The organism is Kribbella pratensis (genome assembly GCF_004366075.1).
GTDB classification, from domain to species: Bacteria; Actinomycetota; Actinomycetes; order Propionibacteriales; family Kribbellaceae; genus Kribbella; species Kribbella pratensis.
This window is the reverse complement of the sequence record NZ_SODU01000002.1, coordinates 1192935-1215529: the sequence shown is the minus strand read 5'-3', so window position 1 is coordinate 1215529 and position 22595 is coordinate 1192935. Positions and strand designations below refer to the sequence as shown.

Sequence of the window (22595 nt, the reverse complement as noted above, 5' to 3'; positions counted from 1 at the left end):
TACGCGCACACTATCTCTGTACACCGTACAATTTATTTGGGGGAATCATGCGCCGTACCACTGGAATCCTGTTCGTCGTCGCTGCGGTGAGCTTCGCCGTCGCCGCATCCGTGCTGTCCGCAACCTTCGACTGGCCGGACATCCTGCGGGAGCCGGCCGGCAAGGTGCTGACCGAGTACGTCGAGGGCGGCTCCGGACTGACCTGGACCTGGTTCGCGACCGCCTGGACGTACGGGCTGCTCGCGATCCCGATCCTGATGTTGCCGCAGGCAATCAATCGGCCGTTGCGTGTTGCGACTGCGCTCGGCGCAACGTCGGTCCTGCTGTCGCTGATCGGCTTCCTGCGCTGGGTTTTCGTCGTACCGCCTTTGGCTCGTGCATATGCGGACGGGGACCCGACGGCAGCCATGGCTTGGACAGCACAACATCAATTCGGCGGCGCGCTGCTCGGTGAGCACCTGGGACAGTTGCTCGCGATCGCATGGAGCGTGCTGGTGAGTGTCGCCATACTGCGGACGCGTGCGCTGCCGCGGTGGATCGGGTGGATGGGGCTCGCGGCGAGCGTGCTGTATTTCGCCAACCAGGGCGACATCCTGGCGACCGCGTTCCCCGGGTTCCCGGTGTGGGACGCGGCCGGACTGCTCGGGAGTACGGCGTGGGGGCTGTGGACGATCGCGCTCGGTGTGGGACTTTACTTGGAGCGATCTTTGTCTCACGTGGAGTAGTGAATGCTGAAGCGGGCTGCATTTCTTGTGGGGGTTCTGCTGGTTGTCACGGCAGGTGCGAAGCCGGTGGTCGTTGGGGGGACGGTCGCGAGCACGACCGAGGCGCCATGGGCGATCGCGTTGAACAACACGCAGTCCATGTCCTCGAGCGGCCGGTACTGCGGAGCTGCCTTGGTGGCACCCGACAAGATCGTGACGGCCGCACACTGCATGGACGAGCCGGTGTCGACGTACTACGCGGTGCAGGGACGGGCGGACCTCGCGGACGACTCGGTCGGCCGGGTGTCGACGATCAGCAAAGCGTGGGTCCACCCCGGCTACAACACGAAAGACCACCGGTACGACGTCGCGGTGCTGACGTTGGCGAAGCCGTTCATCGGCGTACCGGTACTGCCGCTGGAGACCCGGGCACGAGCCGACCGGGCAGGCGTCGTACCGACTGTGTACGGCTGGGGTGACACGCAGGACACCGGGCCGGACGAGACCCTGCAGAAGGCCGCCGTACCGGACCTCGGGGACAAGGCCTGCCTGGCAGTCAAGAGCTACGTCTCCAACGGGTACGCCGCCGCCACCAACGTCTGCGCCGGCTACCTCGCGGGCGGGACCGACGCCTGCCAGGGCGACTCCGGCGGCCCACTCGTCCTGAACGGCCGACTGCTCGGCGTCGTCTCCTGGGGCCAGGGCTGCGCCCAGCCCGGCAAGCCCGGCGTGTACACGGAGATCGCGGGCGCGGCGAAGGCGATGCTCCAACAGGTTCGTTAAGCCGAAACATACCTGTCAGTACGAGCGTCTATACGTTACGGTCCTGTCACGCTCCGAAAACACCATGTCCTTACCTTTCTGGTCAGCTACCCAGTTGCTCAGTGAGGAGAAGGCATGGCGCAGACCAGACGTCAATTCCTGCAGCAGGTCGGAATCACCGGTGGTGCGGGGGTGCTCTACTCCACCATGTCGGCGCTCGGCCTCACGGGCGTCGCCGAGACTCCCGCGTACGCCGCCCCGTCGCGGGCCGATCTCAACGGCCGAGGCGCCAAGCACGTCGTCATCCTCGGCGCCGGAATCGCCGGGCTCACCTCGGCGTACGAGCTCCTGAAGGCCGGCTACCAGGTGACCCTGCTCGAGGCGCGGCAACGCCCGGGCGGCCGCAACTGGACCGTACGCGGCGGCACCGTCGAGACGGACCTGGCCGGCAACACCCAGCGCGCGACCTTCTCACCCGGTCAGTACATGAACGCCGGGCCGGCGCGGCTGCCGCAGCACCATGTGACGCTCGACTACTGCCGCGAGCTCGGCGTCGCGATCGAGCCGTTCGTCAACCAGAACGCGGACGCGTACCTGTACCGCGAAGGCACCACCAGCCTGTCGAACAAGCCGATCCGGCACCGCACCGCCAAGGCGGACGTGTACGGCTACGTCGCCGAGCTGCTCGCCACGGCCGCCGATCAGGGCGCGCTCGACAGCATGCTGACCGCGACCGACAAGGAGGCGCTGATCGGGTTCCTCAGCAGCTTCGGCTCGATCGGGAACAAGGCCTCCGGGTTCGCGTACACCGGAACCGACGGCCGCCGCGGGTACACGGTCGAGCCGGGCGCCGGGATGGAGGCCGGTACGACGGCCGCGCCGTACGCACTGAGCGACGTCTTCGCCAGCGGTGTCGGCAACTACTTCTCGTTCGAGTTCGGCTGGGACCAGGCGGTGATGATGTTCCAGCCGGTCGGCGGGATGGACCGGATCCCGTACGCGTTCGAGCGGGCCGTCGGCAAGGACAAGATCCGGTACGGCGCCGAGGTGACCGGGATGAACAACACCGGCAACGGTGTCCAGGTCACCTACAAGACCGGGTCGCGAACCAGGATGATCACCGCGGACTACGCCATCTGCACCCTGCCACCGCACCTGGCCGCGAAGGTCCCGTCCAACCTGCCGGCGCCGATCGTCGAGGCACTCAAGTACGCCCGGCCGACGAACGCGGGCAAGATCGGTATCGAGTACGGCCGACGCTGGTGGGAGGAGGACCACCGGATCTACGGAGGTATCACCAACAGCAGCCTCGACACCGTGAACACCTGGTACCCGTCGTACGGGTTCCACGGCGATCGCGGCACCGTGATCGGCTACTACAACACCGGCGCCAACGCCAACGCGTACGGCGCTCTGACGCCGGCGGCCCGGCTGGAGCGCGCGCTGATGCAAGGCACCAAGATGCACGGTGACGTCTACTCGAAGGACGTGAAGGCGTCGTTCTCGGTCAACTGGATGGGCACCAAGTACTCCGAGGCTTCCTGGGTCAGTTGGCCGTCACAGACCGACGGGATCTACGCCCGGCTGCTCGAGGCCACCGGCAACATCTACTTCGCGGGCGACCACCTGTCCCACGCCATCGCCTGGCAGCACGGTGCGATGGTGTCCGCCCGCGCGGCCGTGACCGCCCTGCACAGTCGGGTGGCGAGCCGATGAAGCGCACCTCTCTGATCGCGGGTTCCGTCGCGTTGGTCGTGTCGTTCACAGCAGGTGCCGGTACGGCGGCCGGCTGGTGGGACCGGCCGAAGCCGCCGAAACCCGGCACCGTCGTACCCGCCCTGCCCGCCGGGCAGTCCAACCCGATGATCGCGACCGGTGTCGGCATCGGCGCCAACACGCCGGTCTACAAGACGAGTGGGATCGGGCCGTCGGCGCTCAACACGGGCGCTCCGGCCGGGTCCGAGGCGTCGTACATCGACACCGCGATCTTCCCGGGCGGGACGTTGCCCGCTGGCGTCACCATCACCGAAGCCCAAGGGATCAACGTACTCCGGCGGATCGGCGAGAACCTCGCGGCCGCGGGGCTGTCCTACGCCGACGTCTACACGATGCGGGTCTTCCTGCAGAACCCCGCCGGCGCGACAGTCGCCGACTTCGCCGGGTGGAACCGCGCATACCGCCAGTACTTCGCGAACACGGACCTCACCACCGGCGCCTACGTCCCCGTCCCCCTCGGTACGGCGGCACCCGCGAAACCGTTCGTGGTCAACAAGTCCCGCCCGTCCCGCTTCGCCCTGGAGATCGAGAACCTCCCGGTCGGCGGCTGGCTCGTCGAAGTAGAAGTCGACGCGGCGTACCCGACACGCTGACCGCTCCGAATGCCCCGGCGATCCAGCCGGGGCATTCCGGTTACAGCACCGCGCCGCGTGGCGCGACCTCGACGGCGGCGACTCCGCGGGAGTACAGCACCATGTCCCGATCGCCGTGTCTGCACCGCAGCAGTCCGCCATCACTCGCGAGTGCTGTGACGGCATGCTGGACAGTCACGTCGTCCGCCGCCCCGGGCTCGTCGTAGGTGACATCCAGTTGGTCGCCACTGATCAGCCGGACCCGCAACACAATCCTCGCCATAGCCGAACCATACGCGCCGCCCGATAGCCGGGCAGCTCGCGCGGCGGCAGACTGGTGTCATGACTGAGCCGGTCCGTGTGATCAAAGCTGGTGACCTGGTCGCCGCCGACCCGACGGCCGGCATGCTCCGGATGCGAGCCTTCGAGCTCCCGATCCTGTGGGCCGGCCAGGTCATCACGCAGCCCGGTGCGATCTCCGGCTGGCACCACCACGACCGCAACGAGAGCAGCCTCTACATCGTGTCAGGGGTACTGCGGCTCGAGTTCGAGGGCACCGACGAGTACCTCGACGCGGTCGCCGGCGACTTCGTACACGTACCGGCCTTCACCGTCCACCGCGAGAGCAACCCCACCACCGACCCGTCCCTGGCCATCATCGCCCGAGCCGGCGGCGGAATCCCCACCGTCAACGTCGACCCACCCCGTTAACCTGACAGAGTGGCGACCCACGAACAGGTGACGGTTGGTGTTGTTGGCGCGGAGCAGATTGTGCGGCGGATCATCAATCTGGCGCGCGAGTTGGACAATCCCGGTCTGCGGCTGGTCACCGCCCAGTACGCCGACGAGCACGACGCGCATGAGCAGGCAGCCCGGATCGCCTCCCGTGTCGACTCCTTCCTGTTCGCGGGACCGCTGCCGTACGACGTGGCGGTCGCGGGCGGGCTGCCGGTGCCCGCGACGTACGTGCCGAGCGGCGGGCCGGCGTTGTTCTCGACCCTGCTTCGCGGCGTGCTCGAGAAGGTCTTCGATCCGGCCCGGATCAGCGTCGACACGATGTCGCGGCGCGATCTCACGCATGTCTACGAAGAGATCGGCCTGAGTGCGTCCGGCGTACGGCTGAAGGAATACACAGGTCCGGAGTCGGCCGAGACGTTCCTCGACTTCCACCGCACGCTGCACGAGCGCGGGCGGACCACCGGGGCGGTGACGACCGTGCCTACCGTCGACGTGGCGCTGCGCAAGGCCGGCGTACCGACCCTGCGGATGACGCCGTCGTCGATGACGATCCGGCAGGCCCTGACGACGGCGATCCTGATGGGCAGTGGCGCCAAGCTCGAGGAGTCCCGGATCGTCACGATGATCGTCCGGGTGCCCGCCGCCTCGCTGCCGGCGCATGCGAGCGCCAGCGCGTACTGGTACCAGGAGCTCCGGCTGTCGCTGCACCGCGAGTTGCTGCGTGACGCCCGGCCGATGGACGCGGCGGTGGTGCCGCGTGACGAGCACAGCTTCCTGATCGTCACGACGATGGGCTCGTTGCGGCTGGCAACCGACAACCTGTCGATGGCGCCGTTCCTGGACCGGATCTCCGAGGAGCTGGGGATCCGGCTCGAGGTGGGCATCGGACTCGGTACGTCGACCCGCGAGGCGGAGGTGAACGCGCAATCCGCGGTGGACAAGGCGGCGGGTGGCGGGACCGCGTTCGTGGTCGGGCCGCACGGTTTCGTCCTGCAGGTTCCTGGAGAACGCACGCGTGCTGCCGAGCGGCCGGTGCCGGGCGACTCGCGCGCGCTGCAGATCCTGGCCACACTGGCCGAGCAGCTGGAGAACGCGAACGACACCGAGCGGGTCGTCGACGCGGAGAAGGTCGCCGAACTCCTCGGCGTCACCCTGCGAACTGCCCGCCGGACACTGAGCACGCTCGTCGACGAGGGGCTGGCCTGGCCGATGCCGCCACCCCGCTCGAGCAAGCTCGGCCGGCCACCACGCCCGTACCAACTGCTGGTGGAGAAGATTCCGCGCTAGTTATTACGGTCGTCCATAACAGCTATTTAGGCCTTGCCGAAGAAGGACGCCTGGGGCAGGGTTGGTCGCGTGCCAGAACCCCTTCACGCAGTCGCAGTGGTGGACAGCCGGGCGGCGACCGAGCGGGCCCATCAGGCGGGTCAGGACGCCTGGTGGGTCTACCTGGCCGAGGTGCTCGAACACCTGCGGCTGCCGTACCGCTCGATCTCCCCTCGCGAAGCGGACAACGACGTCTCGGTGTTGGTCTTCGCGACCACCCCGGAGACCAGGCCGAACGACGGTCTCGAGCAGTGGGTGCGCGACGGCGGTGTGCTGATCCTCGTCGGTGACCCCGGTCCGCTGGCCGCGCTGGCGGGTGTATCGGCGGGAGACAGCGTCCCGGACGGCCACGTCGTACTGTCCGAAACCCCTGTTTGGTCATCCCGTCCACCGGTCGCACTGCACGCCGTCGGCGGTCGTCGACTCACTGGCGAGGATGTCGAGGTGCTCGCCCGCTGGCAGGACGACGACACGGCCGCGGTCACCCTCCGCCGGCTCGACGCGGGTGTCGTGCTGACGTACGGCGTCGACCTGTGGCAGACCATTGTCCGGATCCAGCAGGGGTACGCCGTCACCGCCGACGGTGCACCGGCCGCCGACGGCACCGCGCCGATCGACGACGGCATCCTCAAGTGCGAGGACGGGATGGTGCTCAGCTTCGAGCGGGACCGGGCGATGCCTCCCGGTGAGCCGGAGTTGCTCCCGACGTACGAGCACACTTATCCGCCGCCGAGCGCCGTACCGATGTTCGACCAGCCGCACGCCGACTGGTGGTGCTTGTTGTTCGCGCAGAGTCTGTGGTGGGGCACTTCACAGGCCGGCGCGGCAGTGCCGTGGCTCTGGTACTGGCCGGCCGGCGTCGACGCCGTCGCGCACATGTCACACGACTCCGACCAGAACGTCGAGGAACACGGTCAGGCGGCAATCGATGCGTTCGCCGAGGCGGATGTCCAGGTGACGTGGTGCCACGTATTCCCGGGCGGGTACTCGCCCGAACTGTATGAGGCGATCACCGCGGCCGGGCACGAGAGTGCCCTGCATTACAACGCGATGGGTGACGCGGACCTCGCGGTCTGGGGCTGGCCGCAGATGCGCGCGCAGTACGCCTGGGCGCAAGCCGTCACCAGGACCGAGCAGATCGTCTCGAACAAGAACCACTACACCCGCTGGGAGGGCTGGACCGAGTTCTACACCTGGTGCGAACGACTCGGCATCCAGATCGACGAGTCGCGCGGGCCCAGTAAACAAGGTGATGTGGGCTTCACGTTCGGCGCCTCCCACGTTTCCTTCCCGATGGCACCGGTTGCTGAGGGCAACCGGATGTACGACGTACTCAACCTGCCGCTGCACACCCAGGATCTCGCGTGGGCCGGGCACGCTTCTGTCCGGGACGTGATCCTGGACGGCGCTCAGTCGGTGCACGGCGTTGCACACTTCTTGTTCCACGGGCCGCATCTGCACCTGCGGCCACCTACTCGAGCGGCGTGTATCGAGCTCGCTGCGGAGGCCCGTCGGCGCGGGATGCCGTGGTGGACGGCAACCCGGATCAACAGCTGGGAGCGCAGCCGGCGTGGAGTCGAGCTGTCGGTCGAGCCGCATCCGGACGGTCTCGCCGTACGGGCTGAGGCTTCGGAGCCGGTGCCGGGCGCTGCGGTGTTGCTCGCCGTACCGAGCACTGGCCCCATTGTGAAGGAGGGCAAGGGTTCGGCCCAGACGGTGGTACGGCTCGGCCGGACCTTCGTCGAACTGACCGCGGATATCGTTGCTGGAGACAACAGATGGGTGATCACACCATGACGTCTGGGATGTCCGGGATGCCGGAGTGGCCGGAGTACGGCGACGAAGAGGCGAAAGCCTTGCTGGACGTGCTGAACTCGGGGAAGTGGGGTAGCACGAGCGGGGATGTCGTTGCTACCTTCCAGCAGGAGTTCGCGGAGTACCAGCAGGCAGGGCATGCGATCTGCCTCGCCAACGGGACGCTCGCCATCGCGGTGGCCTTGCGGGCGGCCGGCGTCGGCATCGGTGACGAGGTGATCGTGCCGCCGTACACCTTCATCGCGACCGCCTCGGCGGCGCTGTTCGTGGGTGCGGTACCGGTTTTTGCGGACGTGAACGCGGGCACTCATCTCCTCGATCCGGTCGCGGCCGAGGCTGCGATCACCGAGCGGACGAAGGCGATCGTCGTCGTCCATCTCGCGGGTCGGCCGGCGGACATGGACGCGTTCAACGCGCTCGGTGCCAAGCACGGGCTGACGATCATCGAGGATGCGGCCCAGGCGCACGGGGCGGCGTACAAGGGGCGGCCGGTCGGCGCGATCGGGGACCTCGGCACGTTCAGCTTTCAGAGCAGCAAGAACATCACGGCCGGCGAGGGCGGCGCCGTACTTACTGACTCCTCGGAGTTGGCAGGCGCCGTGTACTCGCTGGTGAACGTCGGGCGGGTGCCGGGCGGCGGCTGGTACCAGCACGAGGCGGTTGGGTACAACCTGCGACTGACCGAGTTCCAGGCGGCGATCCTGCGCGTCCAGCTTCGGCGTCACCCACGGCTGCAGGAGGTGCGCGAACGCAACGCGCGACTCCTCACGGACCTGCTCTCCGACGTTGACGGCATACAGCTCGCCCCGGACGACCCGGCGATCACAGCACACGGCCGGCACCTGTTCATGCTCCGAATCCCCGGCCGACGCGACGCCGTACTACAGTCCCTCGCCGCCGCAGGAATCACCCGAGCGTCCAGCGGCTACGTCCCCCTGCACCGCAACACCGCCGTACTCCGAGAATCCAAAGCAATCACGACCCGCCTGGGCCAACCCTACCCAGAGGCCGACTGCCCGAACGCCGACAAAGTCTCCACCGACACCATCTGGCTCCCCCAGCCCTACCTACTAGGCACAGAACCCCAAACCCGAACCATCGCAACCACCCTCACCAATGCCGTAGCTAGCTAGAACCGTCACTTGGGGAGGGTTTCCTACCCAAAACGGGCAGAAACCCTCCCCAACCCCGGCTACAGAGCTGAGTCTTGGCGGATGGGGAGTACGGCGGACAGGAGTTGCTTGGTGTAGTCGTCTTGGGGGGAGCGGAACAGGGCCTCGGTGGCGCTCTCCTCGACCAGGCGGCCCTTGTTCATGACTGCTACGCGGTCGGCCAGGCGTTCTACTACGGCGAGGTTGTGGGAGATGAACAGGAACGACAGGCCGAGGCGGTCGCGGAGGTCGGTGAAGAGTTCGAGGATCTGGGCCTGGATCGAGACGTCGAGGGACGACGTCGGCTCGTCGCAGACCAGGAGGTCGGGCTCGAGGGCCAGCGCGCGAGCGATCGCGATGCGCTGCTGCTGACCGCCGGAGAACTGCCGGGGGTACAGCTCTGCGTGCCCGGTGTTGATACCGACCAGCTCGATCAGTTCAAGGGCCTTGGTACGCCGGGACTCCTTGTCGCCCCGTTCGTGCAGGCGCAGCGGCTCCATCACGTTGCCGATGGCACTGAAATGCGGCAGCAGCGAACCGTACGGGTTCTGGAAGACCATCTGCATCCGCGGCCGCAACATCCGCAACTCGCGGGCCGGGAGCGTGCCGAGATCGCGACCGTCGAATGAGACCCGGCCCGACGTCGGGGTCTGCAGACCCATCATCAACCGCGCCATCGTGGACTTGCCACTGCCGCTCTCCCCCACCAGGCCGAGCGTCTCGCCGCGATGCACAGTCAGCGAGACGTCGTCGACAGCGCGGACCTCTCCGGCACGCGTCCGGAACACCTTCGTCACCGATGAAGCACGGACCAGTTCGTCAGGCATCGACGGCAACCTTCCAGCACGCGGCGTCCCGGCCGGGACCGATCGTCAGGATCTCTTGCTCCGTCGCACACCTGGGCAGTTCGGCCTGCGCGCACCGCGGATGGAACGGACAGCCCTCGGGGCGATGCGACAGATCCGGCGGGCTACCCGGAATCGGCCGCAACGGCAGGTCCCGGCCACCGACCTCGACACCTGATCCGAGCAGGCCAACGCTGTACGGGTGGCGCGGGTCGTCGAGCAGCCGGCCCATCGGCGCCCGCTCGACCACGCGACCGGCGTACATCACCACCGCGTCGTCGCAGAAGTAGCGGGCGACACCGAGGTCGTGGGTGATCATGATGACGCCGGTGCCGCGATTCTTCAGCTCCGCCAGCAGATCGAGGATCTGCCGTTGCACGGTGACGTCGACGGCGGTTGTCGGCTCGTCGGCGATCAGCAGCGCCGGCTCGGTCACCATCGCCATCGCGATCATCGCGCGCTGCCGCATCCCGCCGGACAACTGGAACGGGTACGTGCGGATCCGCTTCTCCGGATCGGGAATCCCGACATCGCCGAGCGCGCGAACCGCGCGTTTGCGCGCTTCGGCCTTGGTGCAGATCCCGTGCCAGAGCAAGTGTTCGGTGAGCTGGCGCTCCAAGGTCAGCGTCGGGTTCATCGCCTCCATCGCGCTCTGGAAGACCATCGCGATCTCGCGACCACGGACCTTGCGCAACTCCTTGTCGCCGATCGCCAGCAGGTCCCGGCCGGCGAACAGCGCCTGACCGCCGGTGATCCGCGCGGTCCGCGGCAGGATCCCCATCACGCTGCGCATGGTGACGCTCTTGCCGCTACCGCTCTCGCCGACGATCGCCAGGGCCTGCCCACGTCGTACGTCGAACGACACCCCGTCGACCGCCGTCAGCGGCTCGGCGCCGTCGCGCCGGAACGTCGTCCGCAGCTCACGGACGGACAGCAACGCGCCTTCACTCATCGCTGCTCTCCACTCGGGTCGAAAGCATCCCGTACGCCGTCACCGATCCAGGTGAACGCCAGCAGCGTAAGGGCGAACAGCACCGCCGGCGCGACCAGCATGTGCGGCGCCGCCAGGAGGTACCGGCTGCCCTCGCTGATCATCGCGCCCCAGGACGGAGTCGGTGGCTGTACGCCGAGTCCTAGCAGCGCCAGCCCTGCCTCGGCGGCGATCGCGGCCGGGATCGCGAAGCTGGTGGTGACCAGGATCGGCCCGATCGCGTTCGGCAGGATGTACCGGATCGCGATCGTGCTGCCCTTCGCGCCCATCGACCGGGCCGCCTCGACGTACTCGCGCTCCTTCAGCGTCATCACCTGCGCCCGGACCAGCCGCGCCTGGGTGACCCAGGACGCGATCCCGATCGCGACCACCAGCGCGAAGATGCTGCGGCCGAGAACGGTGACCATCACGACCGCGAACAGGTAGCTGGGGAACGCGTACATCACGTCGGTGAATGCCATCAGCAACGACTCGACCCGACCGCCGAGGTAGCCCGCGAGCAGCCCGATTGCCAGCGCCAGCACGAGCGCCGTCAACTCGGCGCCGAACGCAACGGTCAGCGCAGTCTGCAATCCATAGATCAGCCGGCTGAGAATGTCGCGGCCGAGCAGGTCCGTGCCGAGCAGATGCCCCGGGGAGCCAGGCCCCGCCAGTTTGTGCTGGATGTCGGTTTCCTCATAGCCGTACGGCGCGATCAGCGGCGCCGCGATCGCCGTGAGGATCAGCAACGCGCAGAAGATCAGGCTCCCGAAAGCCAACCGGTGCTTGCGAAACCGGGACCAGGCCGGCGACCAGGGGCCGCGCGCGGTGGTACCGCGCTCCATCGGCTCCGGTTCGCCGGTACTCAGGCTGCCGACCACGGCCTCGACGCCCTCAGTGGCCGTCATGGGACCCACCTCCCACGGTACGGATTCGGGGATCGAGGAGCCCGTAGATCAGGTCCACGACCAGGTTGGTCACCATCAGGATCAGCGCGAAGAACATCGCCGTACCCATCAGCAACGGCATGTCCCGGCTGGCCGCCGCGTTCGCGAAGTACAGGCCGAGACCGGGAATCCGGAGCAGTGCCTCGACGAACACCGTGCCGGTCATCAGTGCCGCCAGCAGCGGGCCGGCCACGGTGACGAGCGGGATCAGCGAGTTGCGCAGCGCGTGCCGGATGATGACCGTCCGCCGCGGACCGCCCTTGGCCAGCGCGGCGGTCACGTACTCCTCGCGGAGGGTCTCCAGCATGCTCGACCGCACGTACCGCGCCAGCACCGCGGCCGGCCCGAGGCTGAGCGCGAGCACCGGCAGGATCAGGTCCTCCGGGCCGTTCCAGCCGCCGGACGGCAGCAACTTCAGGGTCGCGGAGAACAACAGGATCATGAACGCCGCGGTCAGGTAACTGGGCAACGCGTGCCCGAGGGTGACCGCGAACATCGTCGCGTGGTCGGTCTTGGTGTTCTGCCGCAACGCCGCGAACACCCCGATCGGTACGGCGATCAGTAGCGCGAGCAGGACCGCTAGCAGCGCTAGCGTCGCCGATACCGGGAAAGCCTCCGCGATGATGTCCTGGACGTTGCGGCTGGCGTACTTGTACGACGGCCCGAAGTCCCAGACGACCGCGCCCTTCATGAAGATCAGGTACTGCTTCCAGACCGGTACGTCGGCGCCGTACCGGGACTCGAGCTCGCCGACCATCGACTCGGTGCCGACGCCGCCGAAGTTCGTGGCGCCGCTGTTCACCCGCTGCAGATCGGCGAAGTTGCCGGGCGCGAGCTGCAGCAGGGTGAACGTCAGCATCGAGACTGCGATCAACGACAGGACCAGGCGCACCGCGCGCTTGCCGAGGTAACCGGCGAGCCCCACGTCAGCTCCCTACGCTCAGCGGCTTGAGGTAGAAGTAGTCCGGATAGGCCCGCAGTTGCAGCCCCTTCACCTTCGGCTTGACGGCGTGGAACAGACTCAGCCAGAGCACCGGCAGGTACAGGTACTGCTCCTCGCGCAGCTTCGCGGCCTGCTTGTACAACTCCATCCGCTTCGCGTCGTCCGGCTCGGTGTTGGCCTGGTCGACCAGCGCACCGATCTCCAGCGCGGGTTTCGAGGCGTGGCCCGCGAGGATGGCGTCGAGCTGGGCGGTCTTGTCCGCCGGTTTGAGGTTCTTGTTTTCTTGCACGGACTGGTACTTCTGCCACTGGTCGCTCGGCAGGCTGATCTCCTGCACGTTCTTCGGCGACCACAGCGAACCGACCATCGTCGGCCACGTCGGCAGCCCGGCGAACGTGCCGTAGTAGAAGCCGATGTAGTTGCCTTTCTGAACCTGCCAGCGCCGCTCGGTGTATACGCCGGACTCGACGTGGTCGACACTCGCCTTGATGCCGAGCTGCTTGGTCCAGCTGTCCACCATCGCGTCGGCCAGCGTGGTGTCCGGTACGCCGACGAGGATCCGCACCGGCGGCAGGCCCTGGCCGTTCGGATAGCCCGCCTCGGCGAGCAGGCGCTTCGCCTCGGCGACGTCCTCCTTGATCCCGAGGCTTTCGTCCCAGCCCCCGGTCCGGCTGGTCACCAGCGAGACTCCCGGCTCCTGACCCGGCTGCACGCCCGCCAGGGTCTTGCGGTCGAGCGCCAGCGACAACGCCTTGCGGACCCGGACGTCCTCCATCGCTGGGTGCTGGCTACGCAGCTTCGCGAGGTAGAGGATGCTGTAGTTCTCGGTCTGCTCGAGCTCCTTCGACAGGTTCGCGTCCTTCTGGAACCGCAGTACGTCGGGTCCGGCCAGCTGCACCAGATCGGTCTCGCCGTTCTCGTACGCCACGGTCGCCGTCGCGGCGGCGCTGGGCTCGACCAGGTTGACCTGGATCCGCCCGAGCTTGACGTTGCCGCGGTCCCAGTACTTCTCGTTCGGCACCAGGATCAGCTTCGAGTTCTGGACCCACTCGATCACTGTGTACGGCCCGTTGGACACGTAGTTCGGCGGGTTCTGCCAGTCCTTCGGCTTGCTCTCGACCAGGTCCATCGGCAGCGGCAGCATCGCCGGGTGGGTCAGCGCGAGCAGGAAGTCCGGGTTGGGGTTGGACAGGGTCAGTACGAGCTCGTGGTCCCCGGTCGCCTTCACGCCGACCTTCGACCAGTCGGTCAGTACGCCGGCCAGGAAGTCCTTGCCGCCCTTGATCCCGGTCGAGACCTGGTAGCTGTTCGCGCCGAGCGTCGTACCACCGGCCGACGTCGCCGCGGGCGTGAACAGCCGCTTGTAGGTCCGCTCGAAGTCCTGTGCGACAACGGGCTTGCCGTCGGACCACTGCGCGTTGTCGCGCAACGTGAACGTGTAGGTCAGGTGGTCGTCGGAGACCTTCCACTCGGAAGCGACGGCCGGCAGCACGCCGTCGCCCTTCTCGTTCTGGGTCACCAGGCCCTCGGAGATCCCCCGGCTGAGGATCCACATGCCGTTGGTGATCACCTGCGGGTCCAGGACCTCGACCGGTACGTAGTCGATCTTCAGCGTCGACTGGCCGTCGGCCGCCTTGCTGTCGTCACCGAACAGACCGCACCCGGTCAGCGACCAGCTGCCGCCGATCGCGGCCAGGGTCAGCCCGGACAATCGCAGGAAGTCACGCCGGGTCTGACCGGCCAGGGGAACCGAGCTCGCGCGCTTCGCCATTGAGTGCCGCCTTTCTGGCGTCCTGAACTCGACTTATGGCGCGACCGTAGGGCCGTACGAGCGTCGATGTCAACGCTTTACGGCCATTACCGAAATTGATCTGGATTGGTACCCCCGGCGGCAGACTCCAGGTTCAGCTGAAGCGCTCGTACGCCGGCAGCGTCAGGAAGTCGACGTACTCGTCGGCGAGGGCCACCTCGAGGAACAGGGCACGAGCGGCGTCGTACCGCTCCGGCGTACCGAGTTTCGCGATCTCCTCGTCGGCGATCCGCTCGACCAATTCGGTGCTGACCGTTTCCCCGCTGTCGAGGGTGACCTGGTTCTGGCGCCACTGCCAGATCTGCGACCGGGAGATCTCGGCGGTCGCCGCGTCCTCCATCAGGTTGAAGATGCCGACGGCGCCGGTGCCGTCGAGCCAGGCAGCCAGGTACTGGACGGCGACGCTGACGTTGCTGCGCAGACCGGCTTCGGTGACCTCACCCGGCGTGGCCGCGACGTCGAGCAGCTGATCCGCGGTGACGGCGACGTCCTCGCGAAGTTTGTCGAGCTGGTTGGGCTTCGAGCCGAGAACCTTGTCGAAGACGGCCTTGCAGGTCTCGACCATCCCTGGGTGCGCGACCCACGAACCGTCGAAGCCGTCGCCGGCCTCGCGGGTCTTGTCGGCTTCGACCTTCGCGAACGCCTGCTCGTTGACCGCCGGGTCCTTGCTCGGGATGAACGCCGCCATCCCGCCGATCGCGTGCGCGCCACGCTTGTGGCAGGTCCGCACCAGCAGCTCGGTGTACGCGCGCATGAACGGCACCGTCATCGTCACGCTGTTCCGGTCCGGCAGCTGGAAGTCCTCACCGCGGTTCCGGTGCGTCTTGATCACGCTGAACATGTAGTCCCAGCGTCCCGCGTTCAGCCCTGCCGAGTGCTCGCGCAGCTCGTACAGGATCTCCTCCATCTCGAACGCGGCCGGGTAGGTCTCGATCAGCACGGTCGCGCGGATCGTCCCGCGGGGGATGCCGAGCGCTTCCTGCGCGGTGACGAACACGTCGTTCCACAGCCGCGCCTCGAGGTGCGACTCCATCTTCGGCAGGTAGAAGTACGGTCCTTGGCCGCGGTCGAGCTGCAGTTGCGCGCAGGCGCTCAGGTAGAGCGCGAAGTCGACCAACGAGCCGGAGGTGCGCTCGCCGTCGACGAGGATGTGCTTCTCCGGTAGGTGCCAGCCCCGCGGCCGTACGACGATGGTCGCGAGCTCCTCGTCCGGCTTCAGCGCGTAGCTCTTCGTGTCGGTGCTGAAGTCGATGTTCCGGGTGATCGCGTCCAGCAGGTTCAGCTGGCCGCCGACAACGTTTTCCCAGGTCGGCGTGTTCGCGTCCTCCTGGTCGGCCAGCCACACCTTGGCGCCCGAGTTCAGCGCGTTGATCGTCATCTTCCGGTCGGTCGGGCCGGTGATCTCCACCCGCCGGTCGACGAGCCCCGGAGCAGCGGGCGCGACCCGCCACTCCGGGTCGTCCCGAACGTCCTTCGTGTCCGCAAGGAACCCCAGCGACGCCCCGGCCGCGATCTCCGCGACGCGCTGCTTGCGTCGCTCGAGCAGCTCCCGCCGCCGTCCGTCGTACGCACGGTGCAGCGTCTCGATCAGTCCGAGCGCCCGCTCGGTGAGGATCTCGTCGTACCGCTCGCCCATCGGGCCGGTGACCTCGACTGCCACAGGGAACTCCTTAATCAAGTACTACGACTTCGTGATCGGTGATCCGGTCTACCCCGACCGTAATCCAGCCGTCCTGCTCCTGCACGTCCACCTCACCGCCCGAGACGAGGAGCCGCGCCCGCTGACTGTTCACCCTGAGCTTGATCGTGAAGGGACCGGCGGGCGTGAGCTCCTGCAGGCGGCCGCGCCAGGCGCCGCCCTGGTCGAGGTTGACCAGGTGCAGCACGTGCCGGTCCCCCTGGCGGTACAGCTGGCAGTCCAGTACGCCGGCGCCCTCGATGCGCAGCGGGATGCCGGGGTGACGGACCAGGTTCGCCAGGAGTTGCCCGTGGTCCGGGTGGTGGTACTTCGCGTACAACCGGTCCAGGTCGGCCGCGAGGTACGCCGTACGCTCACCGAGGACCAGCGCTGGTACGTCGCTGTGCGGCTCCTCCATCCACGACTTCTCCGGCGGATAGATCGGGAACGGCGGAATCCACGACAACGCTTTCCGGGCCTGCGACTCCACGACCTCCAGCTGCCCGCCGAACGGCAGTACGTCGGTGTCACCGTCGAAAACGGATCGGTCCTCGATCCGCAGGTAGCTGTGGCTGTCGTAGTTCTCCCAGTCCGTCACCGTCCCGTCGCCGAGCCGCTTGCCCTGGTGCCGGACGCCCAGCAGATCGCCCAACGGCCATCTGTCGCGACGATCGCCCCACTCGTCGTACAACCCCGACTCCCCGGTCACGACGAGCTTCCCGCTGTACGCCCTCAGCTGGTCGCATTGCTCATCCGTCAGCACGCCCACGTTCGGCACGACGAGGACCTCGAACCGTTCATCCACCTCGGTCGTGGGCAGGTACGGGATGCGCGCACGAATCAGCGCATCCACCCAGCCTCGGTACGGCAGCTGGCTGACCTCCTCAGGCTCGTCCTTCCCGTGGAAGTCCACGCTCCGCTGACTCCACAGCAGCCCGACCGTGGCGACCGGCTCCCGGTCGACCAGGAACTCCTCATGCTCCTCGTGCCAGGTGAACAACGGCTCGGCGGTCGCGTACTGCCGCCGGTCGTCGTGCACCGAGCCGATGTGGTGCCACCACGGCTGGATACCGCCGGCCCAGCCCTCGATCGCCCACATCCGCGCCTCCGGCTCGGGTTTGCTCCCGAGCCGGAACGTCGGAACGCCGGCGTCGTACATCGCGGTACTTTCCGGAATCAGGGTTTCCGGACCGAGCATCCCGTGCAGGCGTTTTCCGGAATCCGCGTTCGCCTGGAACCCGGACTCCTCGTGCCGCCACTGAGAGTCCAGCAGGAAGATCGACGCCCGCTTGCAGATCTCCACGTCGTCGCGCAATCTCTTGCTCTGCGCAACGACCTCGCCCCCGTTCATCCCGATCCACAAACAGTCCGGACCGCCGGCGCGCCGGGTCACCTCGTTGTTCAGGTCCCAGACCGCCAGCCGTTGGTCGTAGCTCCAGCGGATCCATTGTTTGTAGACCGGGTCGGTCCAGTCCGGGGTGGTGGGCAGCTCCTGACCGAAACTGTCGCGGCAGTTCGGGCAGTAGCAGATCGAGTCCCGCCCGAGACCGCTCCAGCTGTTGTCGGTCAGGCCGTCCGGGGTGCTGCGCTCGATGATCTCTTCGAGGATCCCGGTCAGGAAGTCCTTGTAGTACGGGCCGGTGACGCAGGCGACGTACAGGCGGCCTGCCCGGTACGGGTTGCCGTCGGCATCGACCGCGAACCAGTCCGGATGCGCGTCGTACAAGGGCTGGTGGGCCCGGTTGGAGTCCATCCGGGCGAGGACCGTCAGACCGTCCCGCCGGGCCAGGTCGACGATCTCGCCGTACAGGTCCCGGTCGCCGAGGTACTCCGCTCGATGGTGCAGCTCGAACTTGCTCGGGTAGTACGCGACGATGCCGCCGGCGTTGACGATCACCCCTTGGACCTTCGTACGCCGCCAGTGCTCCCGCCACCAGTCGGCGTCGTACCGCGCCGGGTCCTTCTCGGTGAGGTTGGTCTGCGCCCACCGCAGTGTTCTTTGGTACCAGGGCTTCACGCGAGACTCCGGACGGCGTCGCCGGCGCCGGAAAGATTGTCCAGCAGCATTTCCGAGTATTTCCGGCTCAGTACGACGCCCTCCGCGCCGCCCTCGAACGCGGCCAGCGTCGCGTCCCGCACGGACTCCCGGGTACACCGGGTCAGCTCGCCCTCGTTGTCGTCCCAGTTGATCTTGGTGCCGAGGTCCCGCGGCGACTCCAGCCCGCGCTGTTTCGCGACCCCGACCGGGATGTCGATGTCGATCCCCGGGTAGATCTTGCTCTGCCCGCCGACGCCCGCGACGGCCCGCTCGGTCTCCCGCCGTACGTAGTCCGCGGTGAATCCGGTCTGCGGCAGCTTCTCGTAGTCGCCTTCGTCGAGCTGCAGCAGCTTCATCATCAGCGGGTACACGTCCTCCGGCTCGGCGTCGGCGAACAGCGCACCGCAGATGCTCTTCACCCAGGTGAAGAACCGCGGGCCCGCGCAGTTGTTGTAGATGACGACCTTGATGAAGTCCGAGAACTTCGCCATCTCGGCGTAGTCCTGGTCGGCCCGGTAGAACGGGCTGAACGAGATGTTGTGGTAGACGTGCCAGCCGACCTGGACCTCGGGCGAGATCGCCTTGGCCACCCCGTAGATGTCGCGGTACAACTGCCGCTGGCTCTCGGTCCACACCGTCTGCCAGGCCAGGACCTCGGGAAAGTTCAGCAGGATCCGCCAGAACGTCACGAACGCGCCGTCCACCGGACGCTCGCCGGCGCCGACCCGCTGGTTCCAGTCGACCAGCTCCCGGTACCCGCGCAGCGCGCGGTCGACGTCGATGCCTCGTTCGCGGGCGATCCGCCGGCAGTGCGTGCAGAAGCAACCGACCTCGGCTACGTCGACCGTGCCCTGCATCAACATGTTCAGCGGTCCGGGCCGCTCGGAGCACCAGGCCAGCCCGTCGAGCTGGTAGCTCTGCACGTAGTCCTCGACGAACCCCAGGTGCCAGTTGCGGTAGTCCGGGTTGTTGAAGCACGGTCGCCGCCCCGGCCGTCCCCAGACATCCACCTCGAGCACCTTGGCGAAGTTCGGATACGTCCGCAGCTGACGCGCACCGCCGCTCTCCTCCATCCAGGCGAACGACTTCATGCCGCGCTCGCGGGCCTTCGGAATCACCTCACCGAGCAGGTCGAATTCCGGATTTTCCGGCGCCTTTCCGACCGCGCCGAGCACGGTATTTCCGTAGTACTGCGGGTGCGGGGTCGCGTAGTTGCCGCCGACCCAGCCGAGGTCGTACTCACCCACACCGTGGTCCGGGAGCGGGTGCCCCGGGATCTGCCGGCCGCCGGTCCCCCGGGTCCAGGTCGGTGTGGCCAGGAACAGCGCGTTCACCGCGCCGCGGCCGGCCAGGATGTCGAGTGTCTGGTCGACGCCTTCGTCGACGAACGAAACCGCTCCGATCTGCATGGCAACGAGCCGGTCCGGCACGGTGCTCACCCCTTCATTCCTGTCATCGTGATGCCTTGGATGAAATAGCGCTGGGCAAAGAGGAAGACGGCGATCACCGGTACGACGGAAACCGTCGCACCGCACATCAGCAGACTGATCTGGGTGAAGTACTCGCCCTGGAACTGGGCCAGCGCCACCGGCAGCGTCTGCAGGTTCTCGGAATTGATGTAGATCAGCGGGCCGAACAGGTCGTTCCACGACTCCAGGAACGTGAACACCCCGATCGCGGCCAGCGCCGGTTTGGTCTGCGGCAGCATGATCCGCCAGTAGATGCCGAACGTGGACGCACCGTCGATCTTGCCCGCGTCCTCGAGTTCCTGCGGAACGGTCAGGAACGACTGCCGCATCAGGAACGTCGCGAACACCGGCGTGAGCACCTTCGGCACCCACAGCGGGTACTGCGTGTCCACCCACCCGATCTGCCGGAAAACGATGTACTGCGGGATCAGGTACGCGATCCCCGGGATGATCGAGGTGGCGAGCAGCACCATGAACGCCGCGTCCCGGCCGGCGAACTTCAGCCGCGCGAACGCGTAGCCGGCCATCGACGCGACGATCAGGATTCCGATCACGTTCAGCCCGGCGAGTTTCACGCTGTTCCACAGGAACACCGGGATCAGCTCGAACACCTGCCGGTAGTTGTCCCACTGCGCGTCCGACGGCAGGAACTTCGGCGGCACGCTCAGCACCTTCGCCTCCGGCCGGAGCGAGGCGCTGATCATCCACACCAGCGGCGCGAGGAAAACGATGGCGAACAAGGACATCACGACGTACTGCGAGGTCTTGGAGACGAGTCTCATGTGTAGAACACCCACCTCTTCTGCAGCTTCCACTGCAGGTAGGTGACGGCCGCGATCACCGCGAAGAGGATCCACGCCATCGCCGAGGCGTAGCCGACCTTCCCGTAGCTGAACGCGTTCTGGTAGATGTTGAAGATGTAGACGCTGGTGGCGTGGCCCGGCCCGCCCTTGGTCATCACGTAGATCAGGCCGAACACCTGGAACGACGTGATGAACTGCGTGATCAGCAGGAACAGGAAATGCGGTGTCAGCAACGGCAGCGTGATGTACCGCAACTGCCGCCAGGCTCCGGCGCCGTCGAGCTTCGCGGACTCGAAGTACTCGGTCGGCAGGCCCTGCAGGCCCGCGAGCAGGATGATCATCGGGTACCCGATGCCCTGCCAGACGCTGACCATGATCACCGCCGGCATCGCCCAGCTCGAGCTCGACAGCCATTGCGGGCCGGGGATTCCGAGCTGGTCGAGCAGCCCGTTGATCACCCCGTTGTCCGGCTGGAAGAACCAGAACCAGACGAACCCGATCGCCACCACGTTCGTCACGTACGGCGCGAAGTACGCCGTCCGGAAGAACGCGACACCCCGGATCGGGCGGGCGCACAGCAACGCCAGCACCAGGCCGATGCCGATCGTCAGCGGGATGCTCGCCAGCGTGAAGTAGACGGTGTTCTTGAACGTTTGCAGGAACAACGGATCGTCGCCGAACAGGTCGACGAAGTTCTTCAGCCCCACGAACTTCGGTGCCGAGATGCCGTTCCAGTCCGTCAGCGACGCGCCGATCGAGACCAGGATCGGGAAGAACTGGAAGGCCACCACCCCGACCACGATCGGGCTGATGAACAACCAGCCGGTGAGATTCTGCCGGCGTCGCGCCCGCCGTACGTCGGCCACCTGGACGGTGCCGCGGTCGCGCGCCATCGTGACGGTTGCCATCGACATCAACCCTTCAAGGCGTTCTCCACCTGGGACTTGACGCCCTGGAGCACGTCAGCGACGGGTTTCTCGCAGTTGTAGGCGTTGTCCAGCGCGGGCCGGTACAGCTCGCGGGCGCCGATCGTGTTCTTGGTCTGGTTGGTCGCGGTCAGGTGCTTCGCGGCCTCGGCGAACAGCCCGATGTGCGCGGGTGCCTTGCCGTTCGGCGCCAGCCCGGCCGCGGCCTTCAGGTTGATCGGCGTGAAGGCGCCGCCCTGGAGCAGGATCTTGCCGCCCTCCTCGCTCGCGAGGTACTTCAGCAGATCCCAGGCCGCGTCCGGGTTCTTCGCCTTCTTCGGGACGCAGAACACGATCACGCTCGACTCGGTCTTCTGCTCCACGTCAGCAGGCGGCGGAGCGACGTCCCAGGTGAAGTCCTTGACCGCGGACCGCAGGTACGGGACCGTGCCGAAGGTCGCGAACATCATCGCGATCTTTCCCTGCGCGAACATCTGGTTCTGCACGTTGTCCTGCTGCAGCGCGGACCACGGCGGCTGCACCTTGTCCTTGCAGGTCAGGTCGGTCGCCCACTGCAGCGCCTCGGTCTCCTTCGGGCCCGGGAGCGTGAACTGCGTGCCGTCCTGGGAGAAGATGCCGGTCTCGCTGCCATGGTTGACCGTGAACGTCTGCTCGTAGCCGGTGTCCAGATACACGAGAGCGCCGTACTGCTTCTTCGCCGGATCGGTGAGTTTCTTCGCTGCGGCCTCGAAGTCGGACCAGGTCCAGCCCTGTGACGACCAGGTCGTGGGCGGCAGCGGTACGCCGGCCTGCTTGAACAGGTCGACGTTGTAGAAGATCAGCCGGGGCTGGTACCCGAGCACCCACGCGGTGTGCGAGCCGTCGGGCTGCTTCGGGAACTCGAACGTCTCCTTGGCGAACTGCGACGTGTCGAGCTTGTCCTTCTCGATGTAGGGCTTCAGATCCAGCAACGCTCCCTGCTGGGAGAAGCCGCGGACGAAGTCGTCGTTGATCCGCATCACGTCCGGCGGGCTGCCGCCGGCGATCAGTGTGCGCATCTTGGTGTCGTACTCCTGGGTGACCGCGGGCTGGATGGTGACCTGCGTCCCGGACTGCTTCTCGAACGCCTGGATCGCCTGCTCCAGCGGGTTGCCCTTGACCTGCTCCCAGTTGAGGAAGGTCAGGCCCTTCTTGCCACCGCTGCTTGCGTTGCCGTTGCCACCGCAGCCGGCCAGCAGGCCGGCGGCCGTCAGTCCCGTCAGACCGGCGAGAAACCTGCGGCGGTTCAGGTTGGAGAGGTTGGTCTGCACCGGAATCTCCCATCCGCGAGGGATGAATACGTA

20 protein-coding genes are annotated in these 22595 nt (G+C 67.1%); 8 read left to right on the top strand and 12 right to left on the bottom strand.

The window, feature by feature from the left end:
- Positions 1-47: 47 nt before the first annotated feature.
- The 4 genes from EV137_RS20890 (at position 48) to EV137_RS20875 (ending at position 3835) form a co-directional block, all read left to right on the top strand.
- A complete protein-coding gene (locus EV137_RS20890; protein ID WP_134130409.1) occupies positions 48-725 on the top strand; it encodes a DUF4386 domain-containing protein in 678 nt (225 codons plus the stop codon).
- Positions 726-728: 3 nt separating this feature from the next.
- Positions 729-1487 carry a S1 family peptidase gene (locus EV137_RS20885; protein WP_134130408.1) on the top strand — a complete coding sequence of 253 codons (759 nt, stop codon included), beginning with the start codon at positions 729-731 and terminating at the stop codon, positions 1485-1487.
- Positions 1488-1601: 114 nt separating this feature from the next.
- Positions 1602-3182, top strand: a complete 1581-nt coding sequence (locus EV137_RS20880) for a flavin monoamine oxidase family protein (RefSeq protein WP_134130407.1) — start codon at positions 1602-1604, stop codon at positions 3180-3182.
- Positions 3179-3835 (top strand): Rid family hydrolase, encoded by a 657-nt coding sequence (locus EV137_RS20875; RefSeq protein ID WP_134130406.1) that lies wholly within the window; start codon positions 3179-3181, stop codon positions 3833-3835. The genes EV137_RS20880 and EV137_RS20875 overlap by 4 nt, the downstream gene beginning before the upstream one ends.
- Positions 3836-3875: 40 nt before the next feature.
- On the opposite strand, the gene EV137_RS20870 is transcribed toward EV137_RS20875, so the two are convergent.
- On the bottom strand, positions 3876-4097 hold the full coding sequence (locus EV137_RS20870) for a hypothetical protein (RefSeq protein ID WP_134002810.1): 222 nt from the start codon (positions 4095-4097) through the stop codon (positions 3876-3878).
- A 59-nt stretch (positions 4098-4156) separates the two neighbouring features.
- On the opposite strand from EV137_RS20870, the gene EV137_RS20865 reads away from it, so the two are divergent.
- The 4 genes from EV137_RS20865 (at position 4157) to EV137_RS20850 (ending at position 8826) form a co-directional block, all read left to right on the top strand.
- Positions 4157-4525 (top strand): cupin domain-containing protein, encoded by a 369-nt coding sequence (locus EV137_RS20865; protein WP_134130405.1) that lies wholly within the window; start codon positions 4157-4159, stop codon positions 4523-4525.
- A 9-nt stretch (positions 4526-4534) separates the two neighbouring features.
- Positions 4535-5839 (top strand): transcriptional regulator, encoded by a 1305-nt coding sequence (locus tag EV137_RS20860; RefSeq protein ID WP_134002802.1) that lies wholly within the window; start codon positions 4535-4537, stop codon positions 5837-5839.
- A 69-nt stretch (positions 5840-5908) separates the two neighbouring features.
- Positions 5909-7675 (top strand): polysaccharide deacetylase family protein, encoded by a 1767-nt coding sequence (locus EV137_RS20855; RefSeq protein WP_134130404.1) that lies wholly within the window; start codon positions 5909-5911, stop codon positions 7673-7675.
- Positions 7672-8826, top strand: coding sequence for a DegT/DnrJ/EryC1/StrS family aminotransferase (locus EV137_RS20850; protein ID WP_238175459.1), 1155 nt, complete (start codon positions 7672-7674; stop codon positions 8824-8826). The genes EV137_RS20855 and EV137_RS20850 overlap by 4 nt, the downstream gene beginning before the upstream one ends.
- A 59-nt stretch (positions 8827-8885) precedes the next feature.
- Here EV137_RS20850 and EV137_RS20845 read toward each other — a convergent pair whose 3' ends face one another.
- From EV137_RS20845 to EV137_RS20795, 11 genes are all read right to left on the bottom strand, one after another.
- The gene (locus EV137_RS20845) at positions 8886-9671 is read right to left on the bottom strand and encodes an ATP-binding cassette domain-containing protein (protein WP_134130402.1); all 786 of its coding nucleotides are present in this window, start codon (positions 9669-9671) and stop codon (positions 8886-8888) included.
- Positions 9664-10641, bottom strand: coding sequence for an ABC transporter ATP-binding protein (locus EV137_RS20840; RefSeq protein ID WP_134130401.1), 978 nt, complete (start codon positions 10639-10641; stop codon positions 9664-9666). The genes EV137_RS20845 and EV137_RS20840 overlap by 8 nt, the downstream gene beginning before the upstream one ends.
- Positions 10638-11567 (bottom strand): ABC transporter permease, encoded by a 930-nt coding sequence (locus tag EV137_RS20835; RefSeq protein WP_238175458.1) that lies wholly within the window; start codon positions 11565-11567, stop codon positions 10638-10640. The genes EV137_RS20840 and EV137_RS20835 overlap by 4 nt, the downstream gene beginning before the upstream one ends.
- Positions 11554-12531 (bottom strand): ABC transporter permease, encoded by a 978-nt coding sequence (locus EV137_RS20830; RefSeq protein WP_238175457.1) that lies wholly within the window; start codon positions 12529-12531, stop codon positions 11554-11556. The genes EV137_RS20835 and EV137_RS20830 overlap by 14 nt, the downstream gene beginning before the upstream one ends.
- Position 12532: 1 nt before the next feature.
- Positions 12533-14320, bottom strand: coding sequence for a peptide ABC transporter substrate-binding protein (locus EV137_RS20825; protein ID WP_134130400.1), 1788 nt, complete (start codon positions 14318-14320; stop codon positions 12533-12535).
- A gap of 133 nt (positions 14321-14453) precedes the next feature.
- Positions 14454-16019 carry a malate synthase A gene (gene aceB / locus EV137_RS20820; protein WP_134130399.1) on the bottom strand — a complete coding sequence of 522 codons (1566 nt, stop codon included), beginning with the start codon at positions 16017-16019 and terminating at the stop codon, positions 14454-14456.
- 10 nt (positions 16020-16029) lie between these two features.
- Positions 16030-18054 (bottom strand): alpha-amylase family protein, encoded by a 2025-nt coding sequence (locus tag EV137_RS20815; protein ID WP_238175456.1) that lies wholly within the window; start codon positions 18052-18054, stop codon positions 16030-16032.
- Positions 18051-19514: a hypothetical protein gene (locus EV137_RS20810; RefSeq protein WP_134130398.1), complete on the bottom strand. Its 1464-nt coding sequence runs from the start codon at positions 19512-19514 to the stop codon at positions 18051-18053. Before EV137_RS20810 ends, EV137_RS20815 begins: the two co-directional genes overlap by 4 nt.
- Positions 19511-20326 (bottom strand): carbohydrate ABC transporter permease, encoded by an 816-nt coding sequence (locus tag EV137_RS20805; protein ID WP_134130397.1) that lies wholly within the window; start codon positions 20324-20326, stop codon positions 19511-19513. Before EV137_RS20805 ends, EV137_RS20810 begins: the two co-directional genes overlap by 4 nt.
- Entirely contained in the window at positions 20323-21255 is a 933-nt protein-coding gene (locus EV137_RS20800) for a carbohydrate ABC transporter permease (protein WP_238175455.1), read from the bottom strand. Before EV137_RS20800 ends, EV137_RS20805 begins: the two co-directional genes overlap by 4 nt.
- Positions 21256-21260: 5 nt before the next feature.
- Positions 21261-22562: an extracellular solute-binding protein gene (locus EV137_RS20795; protein ID WP_166679957.1), complete on the bottom strand. Its 1302-nt coding sequence runs from the start codon at positions 22560-22562 to the stop codon at positions 21261-21263.
- Positions 22563-22595: the final 33 nt, after the last annotated feature.

Bases quoted from the DNA above. Each gene is read 5' to 3' on its own strand.
- EV137_RS20845 (WP_134130402.1), bottom strand. From the start codon at position 9,671: ATGCCTGACGAACTGGTCCGTGCTTCATCGGTGACGAAGGTGTTCCGG.
- EV137_RS20865 (WP_134130405.1), top strand. From the start codon at position 4,157: ATGACTGAGCCGGTCCGTGTGATCAAAGCTGGTGACCTGGTCGCCGCC.
- EV137_RS20800 (WP_238175455.1), bottom strand. From the start codon at position 21,255: ATGGCAACCGTCACGATGGCGCGCGACCGCGGCACCGTCCAGGTGGCC.
- EV137_RS20890 (WP_134130409.1), top strand. From the start codon at position 48: ATGCGCCGTACCACTGGAATCCTGTTCGTCGTCGCTGCGGTGAGCTTC.
- EV137_RS20825 (WP_134130400.1), bottom strand. From the start codon at position 14,320: ATGGCGAAGCGCGCGAGCTCGGTTCCCCTGGCCGGTCAGACCCGGCGT.
- EV137_RS20840 (WP_134130401.1), bottom strand. From the start codon at position 10,641: ATGAGTGAAGGCGCGTTGCTGTCCGTCCGTGAGCTGCGGACGACGTTC.
- EV137_RS20870 (WP_134002810.1), bottom strand. From the start codon at position 4,097: ATGGCGAGGATTGTGTTGCGGGTCCGGCTGATCAGTGGCGACCAACTG.
- EV137_RS20880 (WP_134130407.1), top strand. From the start codon at position 1,602: ATGGCGCAGACCAGACGTCAATTCCTGCAGCAGGTCGGAATCACCGGT.
- EV137_RS20850 (WP_238175459.1), top strand. From the start codon at position 7,672: ATGACGTCTGGGATGTCCGGGATGCCGGAGTGGCCGGAGTACGGCGAC.
- EV137_RS20875 (WP_134130406.1), top strand. From the start codon at position 3,179: ATGAAGCGCACCTCTCTGATCGCGGGTTCCGTCGCGTTGGTCGTGTCG.
- EV137_RS20885 (WP_134130408.1), top strand. From the start codon at position 729: ATGCTGAAGCGGGCTGCATTTCTTGTGGGGGTTCTGCTGGTTGTCACG.
- EV137_RS20805 (WP_134130397.1), bottom strand. From the start codon at position 20,326: ATGAGACTCGTCTCCAAGACCTCGCAGTACGTCGTGATGTCCTTGTTC.
- EV137_RS20835 (WP_238175458.1), bottom strand. From the start codon at position 11,567: ATGACGGCCACTGAGGGCGTCGAGGCCGTGGTCGGCAGCCTGAGTACC.